This is a genomic window from Alcaligenes sp. Me129, from assembly GCF_050487245.1.
In the GTDB taxonomy this organism is placed as follows: domain Bacteria; phylum Pseudomonadota; class Gammaproteobacteria; order Burkholderiales; family Burkholderiaceae_B; genus Alcaligenes; species Alcaligenes phenolicus.
The window spans coordinates 22,846-40,522 of record NZ_JBKQGX010000006.1 but is presented as its reverse complement, the minus strand read 5'-3'; the positions used below and the strand labels follow the sequence as shown (position 1 = coordinate 40,522).

Here is a 17,677-nt window from a genome sequence, read left to right as displayed (position 1 = left end):
AACTGACGTTACATCTTTGTCCCATTAGAATTTCGAAAGATCAAACTTCGCCGTGCTTGCGGCGAAGTTTTTTTTCAACTTATTCAGCCCATACATAGAACAAGATTATGTTTTTAGTCTTCCCCGATTCCGCCGCCATTGCGGCACACCTGAGCGCCCGTCTTCAGGAAATTATTCGTCAGGATCCACAAGCGACTCTGGGTCTGGCAACCGGGGGGACCATGGAACCCGTCTACGCCCGTTTCGTACAGGACGTACGTGCCAATGGGCTGGATGTCTCCAAGATCAACAGCTTCAATCTGGATGAGTATGTGGGTCTGGCGGCAGCGCACGAGCAAAGTTACGCCTACTACATGCGCCAGCACCTGTTCGGCCAACTGCCTTTTGATGCCGCTCGTTTGCATCTGCCCAATGGCCTGACCCAAGAGCTGGAGCAGCACTGCCAGGACTACTCCGCCGCGATTGCGGCCAGTGGGGGTGTCGCCTTGCAATTGCTGGGCGTAGGCACCAACGGCCACATCGGCTTTAACGAACCGGGCACCCCTTTTGACAGCCGCACCCATGTGGTGGCCCTGTCCGAGCGCACCCGTATCGACAACAGCCGCTTTTTTGATTCCATGGACGAAGTGCCTGCATCGGCCATCACCATGGGGATTGCCGATATTCTGAGCGCCCGTGAAATTGCCCTGGTGGTCACCGGCGAGCACAAGGCTCGCACCATGCTCAATTACCAGGAAGGCGGTGTCACGCCCGAGCTGCCTTTCACAGCCTTGAAGCAGCACGCCAACACCCACATCCTGCTGGATGAGGCGGCTGCCAGCCTGCTAGACCCCAGCCTCTGCCACCGTCCCCTGATCAGCCAGGCTGCCTGAGCCAGCTTGCCAGCCCCCGCCCAGTGCTCGGAAGAGCGCCGCGCGGGATTGCAGACGTGCCTGCATCAAACTGACGCGCACATCCTGAGCGGCGTACAAGGTACGCTGCGCATCCAGTAAAGACAGCAAGGTTTCCGAGCCAGAGCGATAACGTGCTTCGGCCAGTTGAAACGCCAGCCTGGCTTGCTCCCACTCCAGCTCCATAGTCTGCGCCTGGGCATCCAGGCTATGCAGTTGTGCCAGCACGCCTTCCACATCCATATAAGCTTGCACAATGGTCTGCCGATACTGCGCCAGCCATTCCTGCAAACGGGCGTCGCTCAAATCCTTGCCCGCCTCCAGACGACCGGCATTGAAGATAGGCGCCACCAGCCCGCTGATCAGACTGTAAACCGGATGGCGCAAGCTTTCTTCCCAATGATTGCCCGATGCCCCTGCCCGCGCCCCCAAGGTCAGGCTGGGATACAGGGCAGCGCGCGCCACATGCACATCGGCATGAGCCGCTGACAACTGGGCCTCGATGCGCGCAATATCAGGGCGCTGCGACAAGATCTGTGAAGGCAGACCTGCTTCCAGCTCTGGTACCTGCAAGCTGGCAATATCCTCCTGCGGCTCGGGCATGATTTCAGTACGGCCCAACAAGGTCGCCAGCTCCACCCGCGTGCGAATGGCCTGTTCTTCAATCACAAACAATTTGCGCTGTTGCGAAGCCAGCAATTGGCGTTGCTGTGCCAGCTCCAAAGGCGAAGCTGCCCCCGCCTGCAAGCGTGCTTCCAGCAGGCTCAACAAGCGTTGCGCAACGGCCAGGTTTTGACGGGCAATGGCCACGCGCTGTTTGTCGCCCAAGGCTTGCAGGCTTAAATGCACCACCTGCGCCTGCACGCTGACACGCAGCACATCCAGCTCGTAATTCGCCGCCTGAGCCAGGAACACGGCACTGTTGGCCTGGGCACGATTGCGTCCCCACACATCCAGCTCGTAGCTCATGAACACACCGGCCACATATTGCGAGCGAGAGTCTCCATGCGAGGAAGAAAACGGCGCATCTCTTTGCGCAGACAGATTGCCCTGCAATTCCGGCAGCAAACTGGCTCCGGCCATGCGTGCCTGAGCCTGCGCCTGCAAGACCCGGGCCTGTGCCTGACGCAGCACCGCCACATCCATCAAGGCTTCCTGCATCAGGCTGTTCAAGGCGGGGCTGTTATAAGCACGCCACCACTCCGGCTCTACCTGGGCCAGTACAGGACTGGGTGTCGCCTTGGCTTGCTGTTGATACGCCTGGGGCAGCGTCGGCGGGGTCTTGTCCAGATCAGAGGACAAGGAGCCGCACGCTTGCAGCACAAGCGTGCTCATGGCCCCTGCTATCCATCGGTAATGAGCCATGCTTACTCCCCTGCCAAAGCCTGAACGGGGTCCAGCGCGGCCGCCGTTCGTGCTGGCATATAGCCAAAAACCATGCCCGTCACCACGGCGCAGCCAAAGGCGCCCAAGGCCGCCCGCAAGGAAAACACCACATCCACCCCACCAAAAATCAGGCCAATACCCACCACAGCACCAGCCAGCACGCCCAGGCAACCGCCTGTAATCGTCAACAAAACCGCCTCAGTCAGAAACTGGCGCATGATGTCACTTTGCCGTGCACCGGTTGCCATGCGTATGCCAATTTCCCGCGTGCGTTCACGCACCGTCATCAACATTACGTTCATGACCCCGATGCCGCCCACCACCAAAGACACGGCGGCAATCAGGCCCAGCATCATGCTCATGGCCTGACGCGTGGAAGCCTCTGCCTGCAAGCGAGCCGCTGCATTCCCGATTGAAAAGTCTTCTCGCCCACCATGACGCTGTGTCAGCAACTGACGCATGTCTTGTTCCGCTTCCAGAACGGTGGAACTGTCCTGCGCATCAATCACCACATAGTCGGGCTGCGTCTGGGCCTGATACACACGGGCACGCGCCGCATGATAAGGCACAAACACCATATCGTCGTAAGCCTGCGCGCCCGAATCGGCACCGCGCTCCTGCATTACCCCGACCACCTCAAAAGGTGAATTGCCGATCAGGAGCTGCTGCCCCAACGGCACGTCCATATCGGGGAAGAATTGCTTGGCGGCACGATGTCCCAACACAACCAGGGGAGCCAGATCCCGGTCCTCGGCATCGGTGTAGTAGCGACCTTGTGCCAGCTGCCAGCGATGAATATCCGGCATGGTTTCATTGGCGGCAAACACATACACCTGGCGGTCCACGCTGCCACGCCGCACGGTAATCGGATCTCCAATCACCGGCATGACACGCCGTATCAATGGCAGCTCGCCAATCGCCTCCAGATCCTCTTCTGTCAGTTGTCCCTTGGCGACCCCATTGGGCGGTGATGAACTGCTCAAGTAAATGATCGTGGTCCCCATCGTGCCCATCTGATCCATGACACGTTGGCGGGCACCTTCACCCACCGCCAGCATCACGATGACCGAGGCCACCCCGATGATCACGCCTAACAAGGTCAAGGCCGTGCGATGACGGTTAATGAACATGCTGCGCAAGGCGCTGCGGGTAGCATCCTTGATCTCCGAAACCCAGGGCGAGCGGCGGTGCTCGGGCGGTGGTAAAGGCTGTTCAAGCTTGGGCTCGGTAGCCGTTTCTGGGCGGCTATCCGAGAGGATGCAGCCGTCACGAATTTCAATAATCCGGTCTGCCATCGCCGCGACTTCATGATCGTGCGTAATCAGGATAATGGTGTGACCAGAGTTCGAGAGCTTGCGCAGCAAGGCCATCACTTCTGCACCACTGCGCGAGTCCAGCGCACCCGTGGGTTCGTCGGCCAGAATGACACGGCCACCGTTCATCAAGGCACGAGCAATAGACACCCGCTGCTGCTGGCCGCCGGACAACTGATTGGGCCGGTTATCCAGCTTGTCCGCCAGACCTAGGCTACTGAGCAACTCTGCGGCACGTGCCGCACGCGCGCCCTCATCCATTCCCGCGTAAATGGCAGGCATCTGGACATTTTCACTGGCGCTTTCAGTCGGAATCAGGTGATAGCCCTGAAAGACAAAACCAAAGGTCTCACGGCGCAACTGGGCCAGTTCATCAGAACTGAGCTGTGCGACATCCCGACCTTGAAAAAGATAGGTGCCGCTGCTGGGTTTATCCAGACAACCCAGCAGATTCATCAGTGTCGATTTACCGGACCCCGAGGCCCCCACAATCGCCACAAACTCGCCCGGCTCAATACTCAAGCTGACATCGAACAGAACCTGCACAGCAGGCTTAGTGCTGGGCGGGCCGCCATAGATACGGTTAATGTCCCGCAGTTCAATCAAAGGAGGTGCAACCCCTACCATTGCAGCCACCGCCAGCCACGCTCAGGAGTGAGCACCGCCAGAACAACGTGCTCCCCTTTAGCCAGCCCGTTCACGACTTGTACCTGGTGACGATTACGCACTCCCAGGTCGACCGGCTTTTCCTGCACCTTGCCCCGCTCCAGCACCGGCACCGTAAAAGCATCAGGACCACGATCAGGGTCTGGGCGTAAAGCCACCAGGGGTATCAGTAAGGCCTGGTCGGCACGATCAATCTCAAACAGCACCTGCGCCGTCATCTGCGGCATCAATTCGCCGTCTTCATTGGCCACATCAAACAGCACCGTATACATGATGGCCTGTGTGGCAGTCGGTGCCGCCGCCGTGCTTTCATCCTGAGTGCTGCCCTCTGGCGCAGGCATGATTTGGCGAACCTTGGCCTGCCATTGACGCGCCCGCGTTTCGCCCTGCTCCCCCAAGGTTGTAAAGGTAACGCTCATACCGGGCTTGATACGACGAATGTCAGCCTCAGACACGCTGGTCCACACCGTCATGGTGCTCAGGTCTGCAATGCGCAGAATATTGGGAGTTTGATACGTGGCATTCAGCGTCTGACCTTCACGAGCCTGCACGCCAATGACCGTGCCACTCATGGGCGCGTAAATGCGCGTATAGCCCAAGCGTGCCTCATCGGCTTTCAGCGTGGCCTGAGTCTGCTCCATCTGCGCTTGTACATGCGCTACCCGAGCCTGCGCAGTCGCCAGATTGGCTTGGGCAATCTGAATATCTTCCTGACGGCTGGCCTGCTGGCGCTCCAGTTGACGCTGGCGAGCCAATTGCTGACGCGCCAATAAAAGCTGAGCCTGCTGCTCGGCCAACTGGGCCCGGAACGCAGCCAAGGAAGCTCGGCCTGCATCGACGGTGGCTTGCTGCACACTGGGATCGATTTCCACCAGCAACTGGCCCTGCTCAACCTGATCGCCCGGCGCAACCGGCAAAGCCGTAATCTGCCCGGACACCTGCGCACCCACGTCCACATAGCGACTGGGCTTCAAAGTTCCCACCGCAGCAACGGTAGCGCGTATATCACTTTGCTCCACGGCCACCGTTTCAAACTGCTCTGAAGAACGCCCGGCCTGTGCGGCAAGCGCCCCCAGCACCAGCACCGCCACCAGGGCCAACGCCCAGCGGCGCTTTACTGCTTTGGACTTCATAACTAATCCCAAAAAACCGTAGATCTGCACCCGCCGTATCATGCGCGGCAGGTGATCAAAAAAACAAAAGTGGTCAAGAAGGCAGGTACTTGCTTAGACCAAAACCGGCTCCACGCTACTTAGCAGACAAGGAGGTTCCCACCTAAACGGTGCAGTCAAGCGGACAGGGCAAGAGGTCCTTTTTCAGGCCTTCCTTATAAAGACGTTTGAGAGCCCACTTTCCGGACATTTATTTTGTAAAAGTTATAGCGATGGGCTTGAGATAAGGGCGTCAAACACTTGCTGGACGCCCTATGTGGTGGAGAACAGGCAGGACTGTGCCCCCTGCCCGGTCCTTTCCTTAAAACTCCGCCGAGACACTCAGCATGAACGTGCGTGGCTGCGACAAGACCAGATAGCCATTATTGGGATAGCCACCGACCGAAGCCCAATACGCCGTATCGGCCACATTCTCGACACTGGCCCTGAACGTCATGGGCACACCGGAAATCTTGCGCTGATAGCTGGCCCCCAGATCCCAACGCACCCAACCTGGCACACGGATCGCATTGGCCGAATCCGCGTAACGGGCACCGGTTGCCAGCAACTGCGTATCCAGCGACAAGCCTGTCACCTGCGGCACATCCCAGGTTAGGCCCAGACTGCCTTGCCAACGCGGCACGCCAATCACGCGCTGACCTTCGCTCAGCGGGTCACCCGTGTTTTTCTGCTTGGTGTCCAAGGCGGTCACCCCACCCAGAATGCGCAGGGAGTCCGTCAACTGGCCGTAGAAGCTCAGCTCCAACCCGTTATGGCGATCCTTGCCCGCTTCCACAAAGCGCAGATCGTCGTTCACCACACCACGCGGTTTGGTCGTGGTAAAGAAGGTCAGCCCACCCCCCAAGGAACCGTTGTCGTACTTGATCCCCAGCTCTTTTTGCTTGGCCACAAAAGCCGACAAGCGCTGCCCGGCGTTTTGAACCGGCTGATTGTTAAAGCGAGTCGGTGCCAGATCGCCTTGCGCCAGGCTTTCCGTGTAGTTGCCGTACAAAGCCCATTCATCTGTCAGCTTGAACACCACACCCGCAGCAGGGCTGGTATGTTGCTGACGATCTTTGCGCTGCAAGGCCTGGGTGCCATAGTCATAGCTGCGCGTTTCCATGATTTGATGGCGCAGCCCCAACATGACTTCCAGCCTGTCGTCCCAGAGATACATCAGGTCGCCCAGGGTATAACTGGTCAGTTTGGTGCGTCCCACCAAAGCGGGTGAACCCAAATCTCCCCCGGTATAAGCGAAGGGTGACAAGGCGTGATTCACAGGATCATAAAGATTACTTTCCTGCACGCTACCCATAGCCCAGGCATTTTTCTCTTTGTGGTCATACAAAGAAGCAGCAGCGACCAGCTCATGCAACACAGGCCCGGTCTCAAAACTGGCTCGCAAACCCAACTCGCCTGTTTTCACGTCATCACGTCGGGAATTGTTGAAACGCGAGAAGGTGGTTTTTCCAGAAACGGCATCCGTTACCGTCTGAGTCGCAAGCTGATTTTTTTCCTTGCCATCTTTCATACCGAAAGCAGCCCACAGGGTCATGGAATCATTCAGATCATATTCCCCGCGTACCGTCCCAAAAATGGTTTTCTCATTAGAGTAGGTCCAGGGCTGGGCGAAGTTGCGCGTGTGCGAAGGCAAGCCCGGCAAAGCGGACAAGCCCGCCTTTAAAGCCACATTAGGCCGGACTTCACGCAGCTTATGTTCTTGATAGCCCAAGTCCGCCGACAAACGTACACGCTCACCACGCCAATCCACCCCTACTGTGTACAGGTCCAGACTGGTGTGCTCATTGTCGACCGCCGTATCACCACTGCGTTTGATGGCATTGATACGAATGCCTGCCGCATCATCGGCAAAACGACGCGCAATATCCGCCTTGATCTGGCTTTGCCCGCCACTACCATAACCTGCACTGATCTTGGTCAGCGGGCTCTCGCCAGCCCGTTTGGGCAGCACATTGATCGTGCCCCCAATACCACCGCCGGAAGGCGCGGCACCGTACAGAAAGCCACCTGCGCCATGCAGCACTTCAATACGCTCGGCCAGTTCGGCAGCCGTCGCTTGCCGGGGCAGCAAACCAAACAAACCGTTGTAGGCAATATCATCGGACGCCGTCAAAAAGCCCCGAATGAAAAAACTTTCCTGAAAATTGCCAAAACCACGGGCCACGCGCACGGAAGGATCATGGCGCACCACATCGGCTACGGTCGACGCCTGCAATTGCTCGATATAGCGGCTGGTGTAGCTATTGACGCTGAAAGGCGAGTCCATGTTTTCAAGAGAACCCAATATCCCCACTCGCCCGCCGCTGGCGACCTGACCGCCCGCATACTCCGGCAACAAGCCCTGACGCGACGCATCCGCACTGGCATTAACGGTAATGGTGGACAACTCCTGCGGCTGGGCAACATCCCTCTGGTCTTGCGCCTGAGCCTGACAATGAAGAGCAAACAGAGACAGGACAAGAGAGCGTCCCAGGCAAGGCTTGAATAAGCTGGTCATCACGATTACCTATCAAGCCTTGATGTTCTTCAGGTCAATACGCACCACACTTTCGCGCTTGCTGGCTTTGTACTGCGGAGTGGAAGGAGCTTTAACGGTGACGTACAACTGGCTATCCGGGCCCAGCTCCAGGCTGTTGGGGTTATCAGGCAAGTTGTATTGCGCCTTGATCGCATAGCTGCCGCCATCCAGCACAGACACTTTGCCTTGCTCGCGGTGAGTCAAATACAGCTCGTCGCGATCAGCGTTATACAAGACATCCATGGCATCCCCCACCGGCAGTTCCTGCAGCAATTTGCCGTTGCGGGCATCCAGCACATACACGGTTTTCTGGTCTTTGGTCTCGGTCACGTACAGACGATTGCGCCTGGAATCCAGCGCAAAATTCAAGAGCAAGGCGGGTTTGGCGCCAGCCGGTTTCCAGCGCTGTTCGATCTTGTTGGTTTGGGTATTGATCACCATCACTTCGCCGTCGCCATTGGCGGCATACAGACGATGCGATCCCGAATCTATCAGCAGACCGGTCACCCATTTTCCTGCGTTTTCAATGGTGTCGATCAGTTCCAGATTACGATCATCCAGCACCCAGATCACGGCCGGCGCACCTACGGCCCCCACATACACACGGCCTTGCTGGGGGTCGTGACGAATCGTGCGTGGCCCCATTTTGGTGTCATCAAAACTGGTATTGCTAAAGCGGACTCGCTCCAGGCTCCCGTCCTCTTTCAGCTCAACTTTGGAGACGGCAGCAGCCAGACTATTGGTGACGTACAGGGTGTCGCCCGACGCGTTCGTCGCCAGGCCGAAGTTACTTTCATCGGTATAAATCGTCCCCTTCACATCCAGGGTGATGGGGTCCAGTTTATAGATCACACCACCCCGAACCGAAGGCGCACGCTCTGCCGAAGCCACATACAAGGACTTATCAAACGGGCTGTAAACCGTTTGATAAACCCCGTAAGCCAGATCCTTGCGCAAAGCCCCTTCTGCCGTAATTGACGTCTTTTGCGCCAGCTCCGGCGTCAAGGGCAGCGAGATCACCTCGGACGACTGGGCGTGGGCAAGAGATCCGGCACTTAGCAAAGCGGCAGACAAGACAGACAAAGCAAGGCGACGTGTGAACATTTCAATATCCCGTGTTAGAAATAGAAGTGATTATCATTTGTATTATTACATTAAGCACTTCCATGCTCAAAATCGGGATATCCCTGCACCTTAAGGAGAAACACGCGGGACTAAATCAGCCGCTTCCCTATCCCCCACTTGACTGCCCTCGCTACAATATCGACTCAGCCGCCTCCTGGGCGGCCTTGTTGTTGAATTCCCTGACCTGTACTGCGCTATGACTTCTGCTGCCGATCTGTCCGCCCACACGCCCATGATGCGTCAATACCTTCAGCTCAAAGCGGAGGCTGGCTCGCATCTGCTGTTCTATCGGATGGGGGACTTCTATGAGATGTTCTACGCCGATGCCGAACGCGGCGCTCGCCTGCTGAACCTGACGCTGACCAAGCGCGGTTCCTCCAACGGCGAGCCTATCCCCATGGCCGGTGTGCCTTTTCACGCCATGGAAGGTTATCTGGCGCGTTTGGTGGCCTTGGGCGAATCCGTCGCCATCTGTGAGCAGGTCGGTGACCCGGCTGCCAGCAAAGGTCCGGTCGAGCGCAAGATCATGCGTGTGGTCACCCCCGGCACACTGACGGATGACGCCTTGTTGCCTCCCAAGGCAGACCGCCTGATTGCCGCCTGCACACTGATCAAGGTGCAACGTCAGGAAATGGTGGGGCTGGCCTGGATGAACCTGGCCAGTGGCGAGTTTCTGGTCAGCCAGTGCGAACCCGACATGCTGGATACGGAGCTGAATCGTATCGGCCCGGTAGAACTGGTCTATCCCGAATCGCTGCGCCCTGCCCCGGAACTGCCGCAAGCCAGCTGCCACACCCTGCCGGATTGGCACTTTGCACAGGACGGTTCACGCGAAACCTTGCTGGACCATTTTGACCTGGATTCTTTAGCCAGCTTTGGTCTGGACGATCTGCCTGCGGCGACGGCGGCAGCCGGAGCCTTGCTGCGTTACGTCGGCAGCACACAATCTCAGTCCCTGGTCCACATCACCGCTATCCGCGTTCAGCACAGCTCGGACTTTCTGGTGCTGGATGCCGTCACGCGCAAGAATCTGGAAATTACCGAAACCATTAGCGGTGAAACCAGCCCAACCCTGTTCTCCACGCTGGATCATTGCCAGACCCCCATGGGCAGCCGTTTGCTGCGCCGCTGGCTGCATCACCCCTTGCGCTTGAACCACGCCGTTCAACAGCGTCAGGATGTGGTGTCCCTGTTCTTCCAAACCCAGCAAAGCGCCAGCTTGAATGCAGGCGATCCTTTGGGTGTGCTGCGCCATGCCCTGCGCCGCTTCCCGGACCTGGAGCGTATTGCCACGCGTATTTCGCTACGCAGCGTGCGTCCTCGGGAGCTGGCCAGCTTGCGCGATGCGCTGGTGACACTGCCTGAACTACGTCGGGAGCTGGAACAGAACTTTGCTCAGTCTGAACACTTGCATGGGCATTTGTTAAGTCTGGCTCTGGACCCGGAGCTGGCTTCCTTGCTGCAGTCTGCCATCGCCTCCGAGCCCGCCTTGCTGATACGCGATGGTGGTGTCATTGCCGATGGCTACGATGCGGATCTGGACGAGCTACGCAGCCTGGCCAGCGATAGCGGCGATGTGCTGGTAAAGATCGAAGCTCGCGAACGCGAACGCACCGGCATTGCTACCTTGCGCGTCGAATATAACCGTGTGCATGGCTTCTTTATTGAAGTCAGTCGCGGTCAGGCCGACAAGGTCCCCGACGACTACCGCCGCCGCCAGACACTGAAAAATGCCGAGCGCTTCATCACGCCTGAATTGAAAGAGTGGGAGGACAAGGTCCTGTCCGCCAAGGACCGCAGTCTGAGCCGCGAGAAGTTCCTGTTCGATGAATTGCTGGACAAGCTGCAAAGCTATGCAGGCCCCTTGGCCTTGTGCTCCAGCGCCCTGGCCGAACTGGATACCCTGTCCTCCCTGGCCTTGCACGCACTGGACAATAATTGGGTCGCCCCCGAGCTGACCGAGCAGGCTGGTATCTGGATTGAAGCAGGCCGTCACCCTGTGGTGGAGCACAGCATCGAGCGCTTCACGCCCAACCATTGTGAAATGCACGCACAACGTCGCATGTTGCTGATTACCGGCCCGAATATGGGCGGTAAATCCACCTATATGCGTCAGGTTGCCCTGATTGCCTTGCTGGCCCGCATCGGTAGCTTTGTACCGGCAAGCACAGCCCGTATTGGTCAGATCGACCGCATCTTTACCCGTATCGGTGCAGCGGATGATCTGGCCGGTGGCCGCTCTACCTTCATGATGGAAATGACCGAAGCAGCAGCCATTCTGGCCGGTGCCACCCCCTACAGTCTGGTGCTGATGGATGAAATTGGTCGCGGCACCTCCACCTATGATGGTCTGGCCCTGGCCTGGTCCATCGCGCATCGCTTGCTCAGCCACAATCAGGCACTGACCCTGTTTGCCACGCACTATTTCGAAATCACGCGCCTGCCCAACGAGCTGCCTGCCGCTGCCAACGTGCACTTGGCCGCCGCAGAATCGGCCTCCGGCATTGTGTTCCTGCACGAAGTTCAGGAAGGCCCCGCCAGCCGCAGCTACGGGATTCAGGTTGCACAACGTGCCGGCATTCCCTCTGCGGTCATCCGTCAGGCCAGTCGCGAGCTAAGCCGTCTGGAAGCACAAAACGATCCTAGCGCACAGTTGGATTTGTTCAATGCAGGCAGCGCTCCGGAAGCCACGGTCGCCGAGCCTGATCCGACCACAGAAAAAGCACTGGACCTGCTGGATCAGTTCAAGCAACTGGATGTGGATGACCTGAGCGCACGCGACGCCCTGGATTTGCTGTACCGCTGGAAAAAAGAGATGAAGGCGGCGGGTTAAACAGTCCTGAAGGGAGCCCAAGAGGCTCCTTTTTTTATGTGGTTTTCCGAGGACCGTTGGCGAGCAGATCGACAATCAATCATTCTTAGACTCCTACCGTGAGTCAATCACTCGATATCGCGAGTATTTCTCTGGATTCTTTGCGCTGGATACGCCTGATACGCAGGCTAGCCATACACCGGGACAGGCCGGATCAGTTAAGCTACGGGCTAATTTAATTCTTGTTCGGGCAGTCCATGACTATCGACCAGCCATTGACCCTTTTGGGCGGCATCAGCGCGCATGAGTTCATGCAAACCTACTGGCAACGCAAACCTTTATTGATACGCGGCGCCATCCCTAATTTCAAGCACTCGCTGAGCATAGACAATATCCGCGAGCTGGTAACGCGTGAAGAAGTCGAGTCGCGCCTGATCATCCATGACGGCGAAGACTGGGAAATGGAAACCGGGCCTTTTGACGAGCTGCCGCCCGCCTCGCAGCCCAACTGGACCGCCCTGGCACAAAGCGTGGATCTGCACGACGACAACACCGCCGCCCTGATGCGTCAGTTCCGCTTCATTGGCGATGCCCGTCTGGACGACGCCATGATCAGCATTGCTTCTGACGGCGGTGGCGTAGGCCCACACTTCGACAGCTACGATGTGTTCCTGCTGCAAGCCCACGGCAAGCGTCACTGGCGTATCAGCCAGCAAAAAGACCTGAGCCTGGTGCCCGACTTGCCCTTGAAGATTCTGCGCAATTTCCAGGTAGAAGAAGAGTTCACGCTGGAACCCGGCGACATGCTGTATCTGCCCCCGCACGTGGCACATGACGGGATTGCAATTGGCGACTGCATGACGATTTCCATCGGCTTTCGCTCGCCTACCCAGGCAACGCTGGCCCGTGGTTTGATGGATGCCGCCTCGGATCAGTTGGCCGCCGCCAGTGGCGAAGGCTTTGGCTTGTATGCCGACCCACCGATGCCCATGCCCGAGAGCCTGCAGCAGCGCTACACCGACCCGGATGCCCAGGCCAGCACCACACCTGCCGCCTTGCCGGAGAAGCTTGTTCAGAAGTCGCTGGATGCCTTGAACGCCATTCGTTTTGACGAAGCATTGGCCTCACGGTTCCTGGGCGTCTGGCTGACCGAATTGCCCAGTAATAGCTGGTTCGACATTGCCGAAGACCCGGTTGATCTGCATGACCCCGAGCTGCCTGCAGGCCGCTTGGCTTTGGATCGCTGCTCGCGCATGATGTATCGCGGCGATGAGCTGTATATCAACGGTGAGGTCGCCCCCTGCCCCGCCAGCCCGGCCCTGAAACAATTGGCTGACCAACGTGAACTCTTGATCCCCGGCGACAGTTTCGAAGCCCTGGATGAAGATGAGCGCGAAATGCTGAATGCCTGGCTGGATGACGGCTGGCTGCAGTTCAAGGAAAACTGAGCACTGAGCCACTAACTCTGGCGAGTTCAGAAAAGAAGCGGAGCAGCTTGCAAGCTGCTTCGCTTTTTTATTGCTAACACCTCAGGAATCGAAAAACCGATACATTTGCTGGTTGCAGTTGCAGTTGCAGTTGCAGTTGCAGTTGCAGTTGCAGTTGCAGTTGCAGTTGCAGTTGCCACAGTATTTTATTCACGCCATCCAGCAAGAAAAAGCACTATCATGAACAACGCGATGCACAAGACGAGCAATTCGTCATAAAGCCACCATTAGTGGCTTTGCAGCCGAGCTTCAATCCAGCTCGGGCCACATTCAAAATCACGTAGCCACCCCGCTCAATCTAGTCAGGCACCTACCCAACTCAAAAGTGGTCTGCCCTACATCCAGAAAGCGTCCTATCTGGCCAGTCCATTTAATCGCTATAAATAGTGCTCGTTTGTCATCTCTCCTTTTGGAAAGCGCAGAGCACTATGTCTACCTCCCGATCGACCTCATCCTCTCTAGTCAGCGACCTGATCCCGCCTATCGTGGCCGGTCTGATCTCGGTCATCGTCAACTACGGCGGCACCTTTATTCTGGTTTTCCAGGCCGCCAAAGTAGCCGGCCTCAGCCCTGAGCTGACCGCCTCCTGGGTCTGGTCAATTTCCATTGGTGTGGGTGTTACCGGTTTGCTCTTGAGCTGGGTTTCGCGCGAACCCATCATCACCGCCTGGTCCACGCCCGCCGCTGCATTTCTGGTTACGGCTCTGGCCACCACGCCATATGAAGAAGCCGTCGGCGCCTACCTGATCTCGGCAGCGGCCTTTGTGGTCCTGGGCCTGTCCTCCTACTTCGAGCGCCTGATCCGTCTGATCCCCAACGGCATCGCTGCCGGTCTGCTGGCCGGCATTCTGCTGCAATTTGGCATTGGCGCATTTGGCAGCATGACACTGGACCCGAAACTGGCAGGTCTGCTGATTCTGGCCTACCTGATCATCAAACGCTTTTCCGCACGCTACGCAGTGGTCGGCATTCTGATCCTGGGCCTGAGCTTTCTGCTGCTGGAGCATCGCGTAGACCTGAGTGGTCTGAAACTGGAACTGGCCGCGCCGGTATTCACCATGCCAGTATTCACCCTGAATGCCTTGCTAAGCGTCGCCTTGCCTTTATTCCTGATCACGCTGACCGGCCAATACATGCCCGGCATGCTGGTCCTGCGTAACGACGGTTTTCGTACCAGTGCCAACCCAATTGTCTGGGTGACAGGACTGGGTTCGTTGATCATGGCTCCTTTTGGCTCCCATGCCATGAACGTAGCCGCCATTACCGCCGCTATCTGCACCGGGCCGGAGGCGCACCAGGATCCTTCCAAACGCTGGGTTGCCGGGATTGCCGCCGGTGTGTTCTACATTCTGGTCGGCGTTTTTGGAGTAACCCTGGCCGCTGTGTTCATGGCCTTCCCTGCAAGCTTTATTACCACGCTGGCGGGCTTGGCTTTGTTGGGCACCATTGGCGGCAGCCTGGCGGGAGCCATGGCAGACGTCAAATCGCGTGAAGCAGCCTTGATTACCTTTTTGGCATCAGCCGCCAATATCACCCTGTTCGGGATTGGCGGGGCTTTCTGGGGCCTGGTGATCGGTCTGCTGGCGTACTTTATTTTGAATGGAAAGTTGCCGCAGCGTAAAACGGAAAAGCTGGGTACTGAGGGGCTTCCGGCGGCGTCTGATGCGCGGTAACTCATAAAAACCTATTCAGGCCAGAACAGAGTTTCTGGCCTGAATGGCAAAAACATTCCCCTTGCCCATGCAGGATTACTGCCTTGAATACCACTGATTTTATTGTAAAAACTAGTCACAAAAAACCCATCAATAAGCACTATAAACCTGCAACTTAGCCCTACTGCAGGCAAAAAACCCTGTAAGAATTAATAGACACAATCTATTGACTGCCTCTTCCACGCTCAAGTGCTAGCCTGCGCTGGCTTTGATCTTCAGGAAACGGTGTCATGTTTGGCGATTTCGATCTTGCGTCACCCTATGCGGCTTATGCCCGTCTTCGTCAGGGGCCGCCTTTGGTTTGGGATGCGGATTTCTGCGGTGGGGCGTGGTTAGTTCATAGACACAGCGATGTACAAGCCGCCCTGCGCAATCCCGATTTAAGTGTGCGGCGTGTTGGCGGGTGGGTGGCCCAGGCTGGCGCTGATCCTTCCCCTCGTTTGCAAGCCTTCAAGGGCTTGATGGCCAGGACACTGGTCTTTCTGGACCGCCCCCGTCACACACGCGTCAGACGAGTAGTGAATGCGGCTTTTAGTGCGAAGGCTTTGGAAACCCTGCACAGCACGATTGAAAAGCGCGTTACGCACATCCACCTGGAGTTAAAAGACAAGCTGCGGCACGGTTCAGTGGATCTGGTTGATGAGGTCTGTCGCCCGCTCCCCGCCTTGGTCATGATGGACGTGCTCGGTTTGCAGCACCTGCCTTTATCGGTGTTTCAGGCCTGGTCGGAGCAACTGGCAGGTTTTATCGGACAAGCCACGCCGGATATGCCTTTGCTAAGAAGCACTCAGGACGCCTTGCTGGATATGGCTGACTTTCTAGGCAACGGTGCCAATCTGCAAGAAGGCGGGTTGGCCTGGCGGCTTTTGCATGATGAGCAGCTTTCCCTTCAAGGCAGGCGCGAGCGCCTGGCACAGTCCTGTATGTTGCTCTTTGCAGGTTATGAAACCTCCCGGCATCTGCTTAGCTCCCTGTTTCAAGCACTGCTGGCCGACTCCACAACGCTGCAGGACTTGCTATCGAATCCGCAGAAAATTCCTGCCGCGATCAAAGAGGTGCTGCGTCACGACAGCCCGATTCAGTACACAGCCAGACGTTTGATGCATGACCAGCACTGGCATGGTCAGCATTTGCGCAAGGGGCAGTTGCTGCTTTTGCTCTTGGGCGCTGCCAACCGCGATCCGGCGGTGTTTGCCAATCCTGACACTCTGGACTTCAGCCGCAACAATCAGGCCGAGCTATCCATGGGACACGGAATTCATCATTGCCTGGGAGCCGGTTTGGTGCAGCTGGAAGCCAAGCTCGTACTTGAGCAATTCCTGCCTTTGCTCCCTCGCCTGCAATGGACGCAAGGTGAGCGTATTCGGCTCCCCGCCTATCGGGGCTGGAACCGCTTGCCGGTTCAATACCGGGCAGCACAGTCATGAGTGCTTTTCTCGTTCATCTGGATCAACAACTGGAGACTTTGAAGACCAGGAAACTGTGGCGCCAAAGAGCAATCAGCCGCCCCTTGTCAATCGCCCATATCGAACGCAATGGCCAGGTCTTGCTGAATTTCGCCAGCAATGACTATCTGGGCCTTAGTCAGCATCCACAACTCAAACTGCTTAAAACACAAGACGTCGCCGGAGCGACGGCATCCCCGCTGATTTGTGGGCATCATGCGCTGGCTGAAGCACTGGAGCAGGAGCTGGCAGAATGGAGTGGCTTCGAGGCCAGCCGTCTTTTTGTCAGCGGTTATCAAGCCAGCCTGGGCGTGATTCCCGCGCTGGTCGGAACGGGCGACACGATCTTTTGTGACAGGCTTAACCACGCCAGCCTGATTGACGCCAGCCGCCTATCCGGCGCTCGTTTACGTGTCTATCCCCATAGGGATATGGCACGGCTGGATGATTTGCTCGACAGGCCAACACCAGGCTTCAAACTGGTGATCTCGGACAGCCTGTTCAGCATGGACGGGACAATAGCCCCGGTCGATGAGCTGATCGCCTTATGCGAACGCCACGATGCCTTGCTGTATCTGGACGATGCACATGGCCTGGGAATTTTGGGTGAAAACGGACGTGGAGCGCCTGAGCTATTCCAGCTCACGACCACACAGCGTCGGCGTCTTATTTACCTGGGGACTTTTGGCAAGGCGGCCGGTCAAGGCGGTGCATTTATTGCCTGCTCCCACAAGCTGGCCGACTGGTTCACGCAATCCGCCCGCAGCTATGTGTACAGCACCGGCTTGGCCCCGGCGCATTGTGCGTCCTTGCTGGCCTGTCTGCAGCTGATCAAACAAGCCCAGCCCCAGCGGACCCTGTTGAAAGAGCATATCCAGACGCTGCAAACCTTGAGCCAGGATCTGCCCTGGCGTCTAGCTCCCTCCGATACGCCCGTGCAAAGCCTGTTGATTGGCGAGGTAGAACCTGCTTTGCAACTGGCCGAAACCCTCCTGCAAAAAGGTATTTGGGCACCGGCCATACGTCCGCCTACCGTTCCCCGCCATCAAGCCCGATTACGCATATCCCTGTCTGCCGCCCACCGGCAACAGGACATTGAAAAACTAGTCCAGGCACTACATGAAGCCGCCCACTCTTTACGGTGATTTGCC

11 protein-coding genes are annotated in these 17,677 nt (G+C 57.4%); 6 read left to right on the top strand and 5 right to left on the bottom strand.

Going from position 1 to position 17,677, the window contains the following annotated elements:
- Positions 1-107: 107 nt before the first annotated feature.
- On the top strand, positions 108-872 hold the full coding sequence (locus ACLPGZ_RS08100; RefSeq protein WP_203145019.1) for a glucosamine-6-phosphate deaminase: 765 nt from the start codon (positions 108-110) through the stop codon (positions 870-872).
- On the opposite strand, the gene ACLPGZ_RS08095 is transcribed toward ACLPGZ_RS08100, so the two are convergent.
- The 5 genes from ACLPGZ_RS08095 to ACLPGZ_RS08075 all read right to left on the bottom strand — a co-directional run bounded on the left by ACLPGZ_RS08095 (position 825) and on the right by ACLPGZ_RS08075 (position 9,049).
- Complete coding sequence (locus tag ACLPGZ_RS08095) at positions 825-2,225, bottom strand: efflux transporter outer membrane subunit (RefSeq protein WP_429641114.1); 1,401 nt, start codon at positions 2,223-2,225, stop codon at positions 825-827. The genes ACLPGZ_RS08100 and ACLPGZ_RS08095 overlap by 48 nt on opposite strands.
- Before the next feature lie 32 nt (positions 2,226-2,257).
- The gene (locus ACLPGZ_RS08090) at positions 2,258-4,216 is read right to left on the bottom strand and encodes an ABC transporter permease (protein WP_429641113.1); all 1,959 of its coding nucleotides are present in this window, start codon (positions 4,214-4,216) and stop codon (positions 2,258-2,260) included.
- On the bottom strand, positions 4,210-5,388 hold the full coding sequence (locus ACLPGZ_RS08085; RefSeq protein WP_035270918.1) for an efflux RND transporter periplasmic adaptor subunit: 1,179 nt from the start codon (positions 5,386-5,388) through the stop codon (positions 4,210-4,212). The genes ACLPGZ_RS08090 and ACLPGZ_RS08085 overlap by 7 nt, the downstream gene beginning before the upstream one ends.
- A gap of 340 nt (positions 5,389-5,728) precedes the next feature.
- Positions 5,729-7,924: a TonB-dependent receptor gene (locus ACLPGZ_RS08080; RefSeq protein WP_247965863.1), complete on the bottom strand. Its 2,196-nt coding sequence runs from the start codon at positions 7,922-7,924 to the stop codon at positions 5,729-5,731.
- A 12-nt stretch (positions 7,925-7,936) separates the two neighbouring features.
- On the bottom strand, positions 7,937-9,049 hold the full coding sequence (locus ACLPGZ_RS08075; protein WP_247965864.1) for a YncE family protein: 1,113 nt from the start codon (positions 9,047-9,049) through the stop codon (positions 7,937-7,939).
- Between the two features lie 217 nt (positions 9,050-9,266).
- Here ACLPGZ_RS08075 and mutS point away from each other — a divergent pair, with 217 nt between their 5' ends.
- From mutS to ACLPGZ_RS08050, 5 genes are all read left to right on the top strand, one after another.
- Positions 9,267-11,903, top strand: a complete 2,637-nt coding sequence (mutS, locus tag ACLPGZ_RS08070) for a DNA mismatch repair protein MutS (protein WP_022983514.1) — start codon at positions 9,267-9,269, stop codon at positions 11,901-11,903.
- A 236-nt stretch (positions 11,904-12,139) separates the two neighbouring features.
- Complete coding sequence (locus tag ACLPGZ_RS08065; RefSeq protein WP_137431301.1) at positions 12,140-13,330, top strand: JmjC domain-containing protein; 1,191 nt, start codon at positions 12,140-12,142, stop codon at positions 13,328-13,330.
- 467 nt (positions 13,331-13,797) lie between these two features.
- Positions 13,798-15,042 (top strand): benzoate/H(+) symporter BenE family transporter, encoded by a 1,245-nt coding sequence (locus ACLPGZ_RS08060; protein WP_115634127.1) that lies wholly within the window; start codon positions 13,798-13,800, stop codon positions 15,040-15,042.
- A 269-nt stretch (positions 15,043-15,311) separates the two neighbouring features.
- Positions 15,312-16,508 (top strand): cytochrome P450, encoded by a 1,197-nt coding sequence (locus tag ACLPGZ_RS08055; protein ID WP_429641112.1) that lies wholly within the window; start codon positions 15,312-15,314, stop codon positions 16,506-16,508.
- Positions 16,505-17,671, top strand: a complete 1,167-nt coding sequence (locus ACLPGZ_RS08050; RefSeq protein ID WP_429641111.1) for an aminotransferase class I/II-fold pyridoxal phosphate-dependent enzyme — start codon at positions 16,505-16,507, stop codon at positions 17,669-17,671. The genes ACLPGZ_RS08055 and ACLPGZ_RS08050 overlap by 4 nt, the downstream gene beginning before the upstream one ends.
- Positions 17,672-17,677 lie beyond the last annotated feature (6 nt).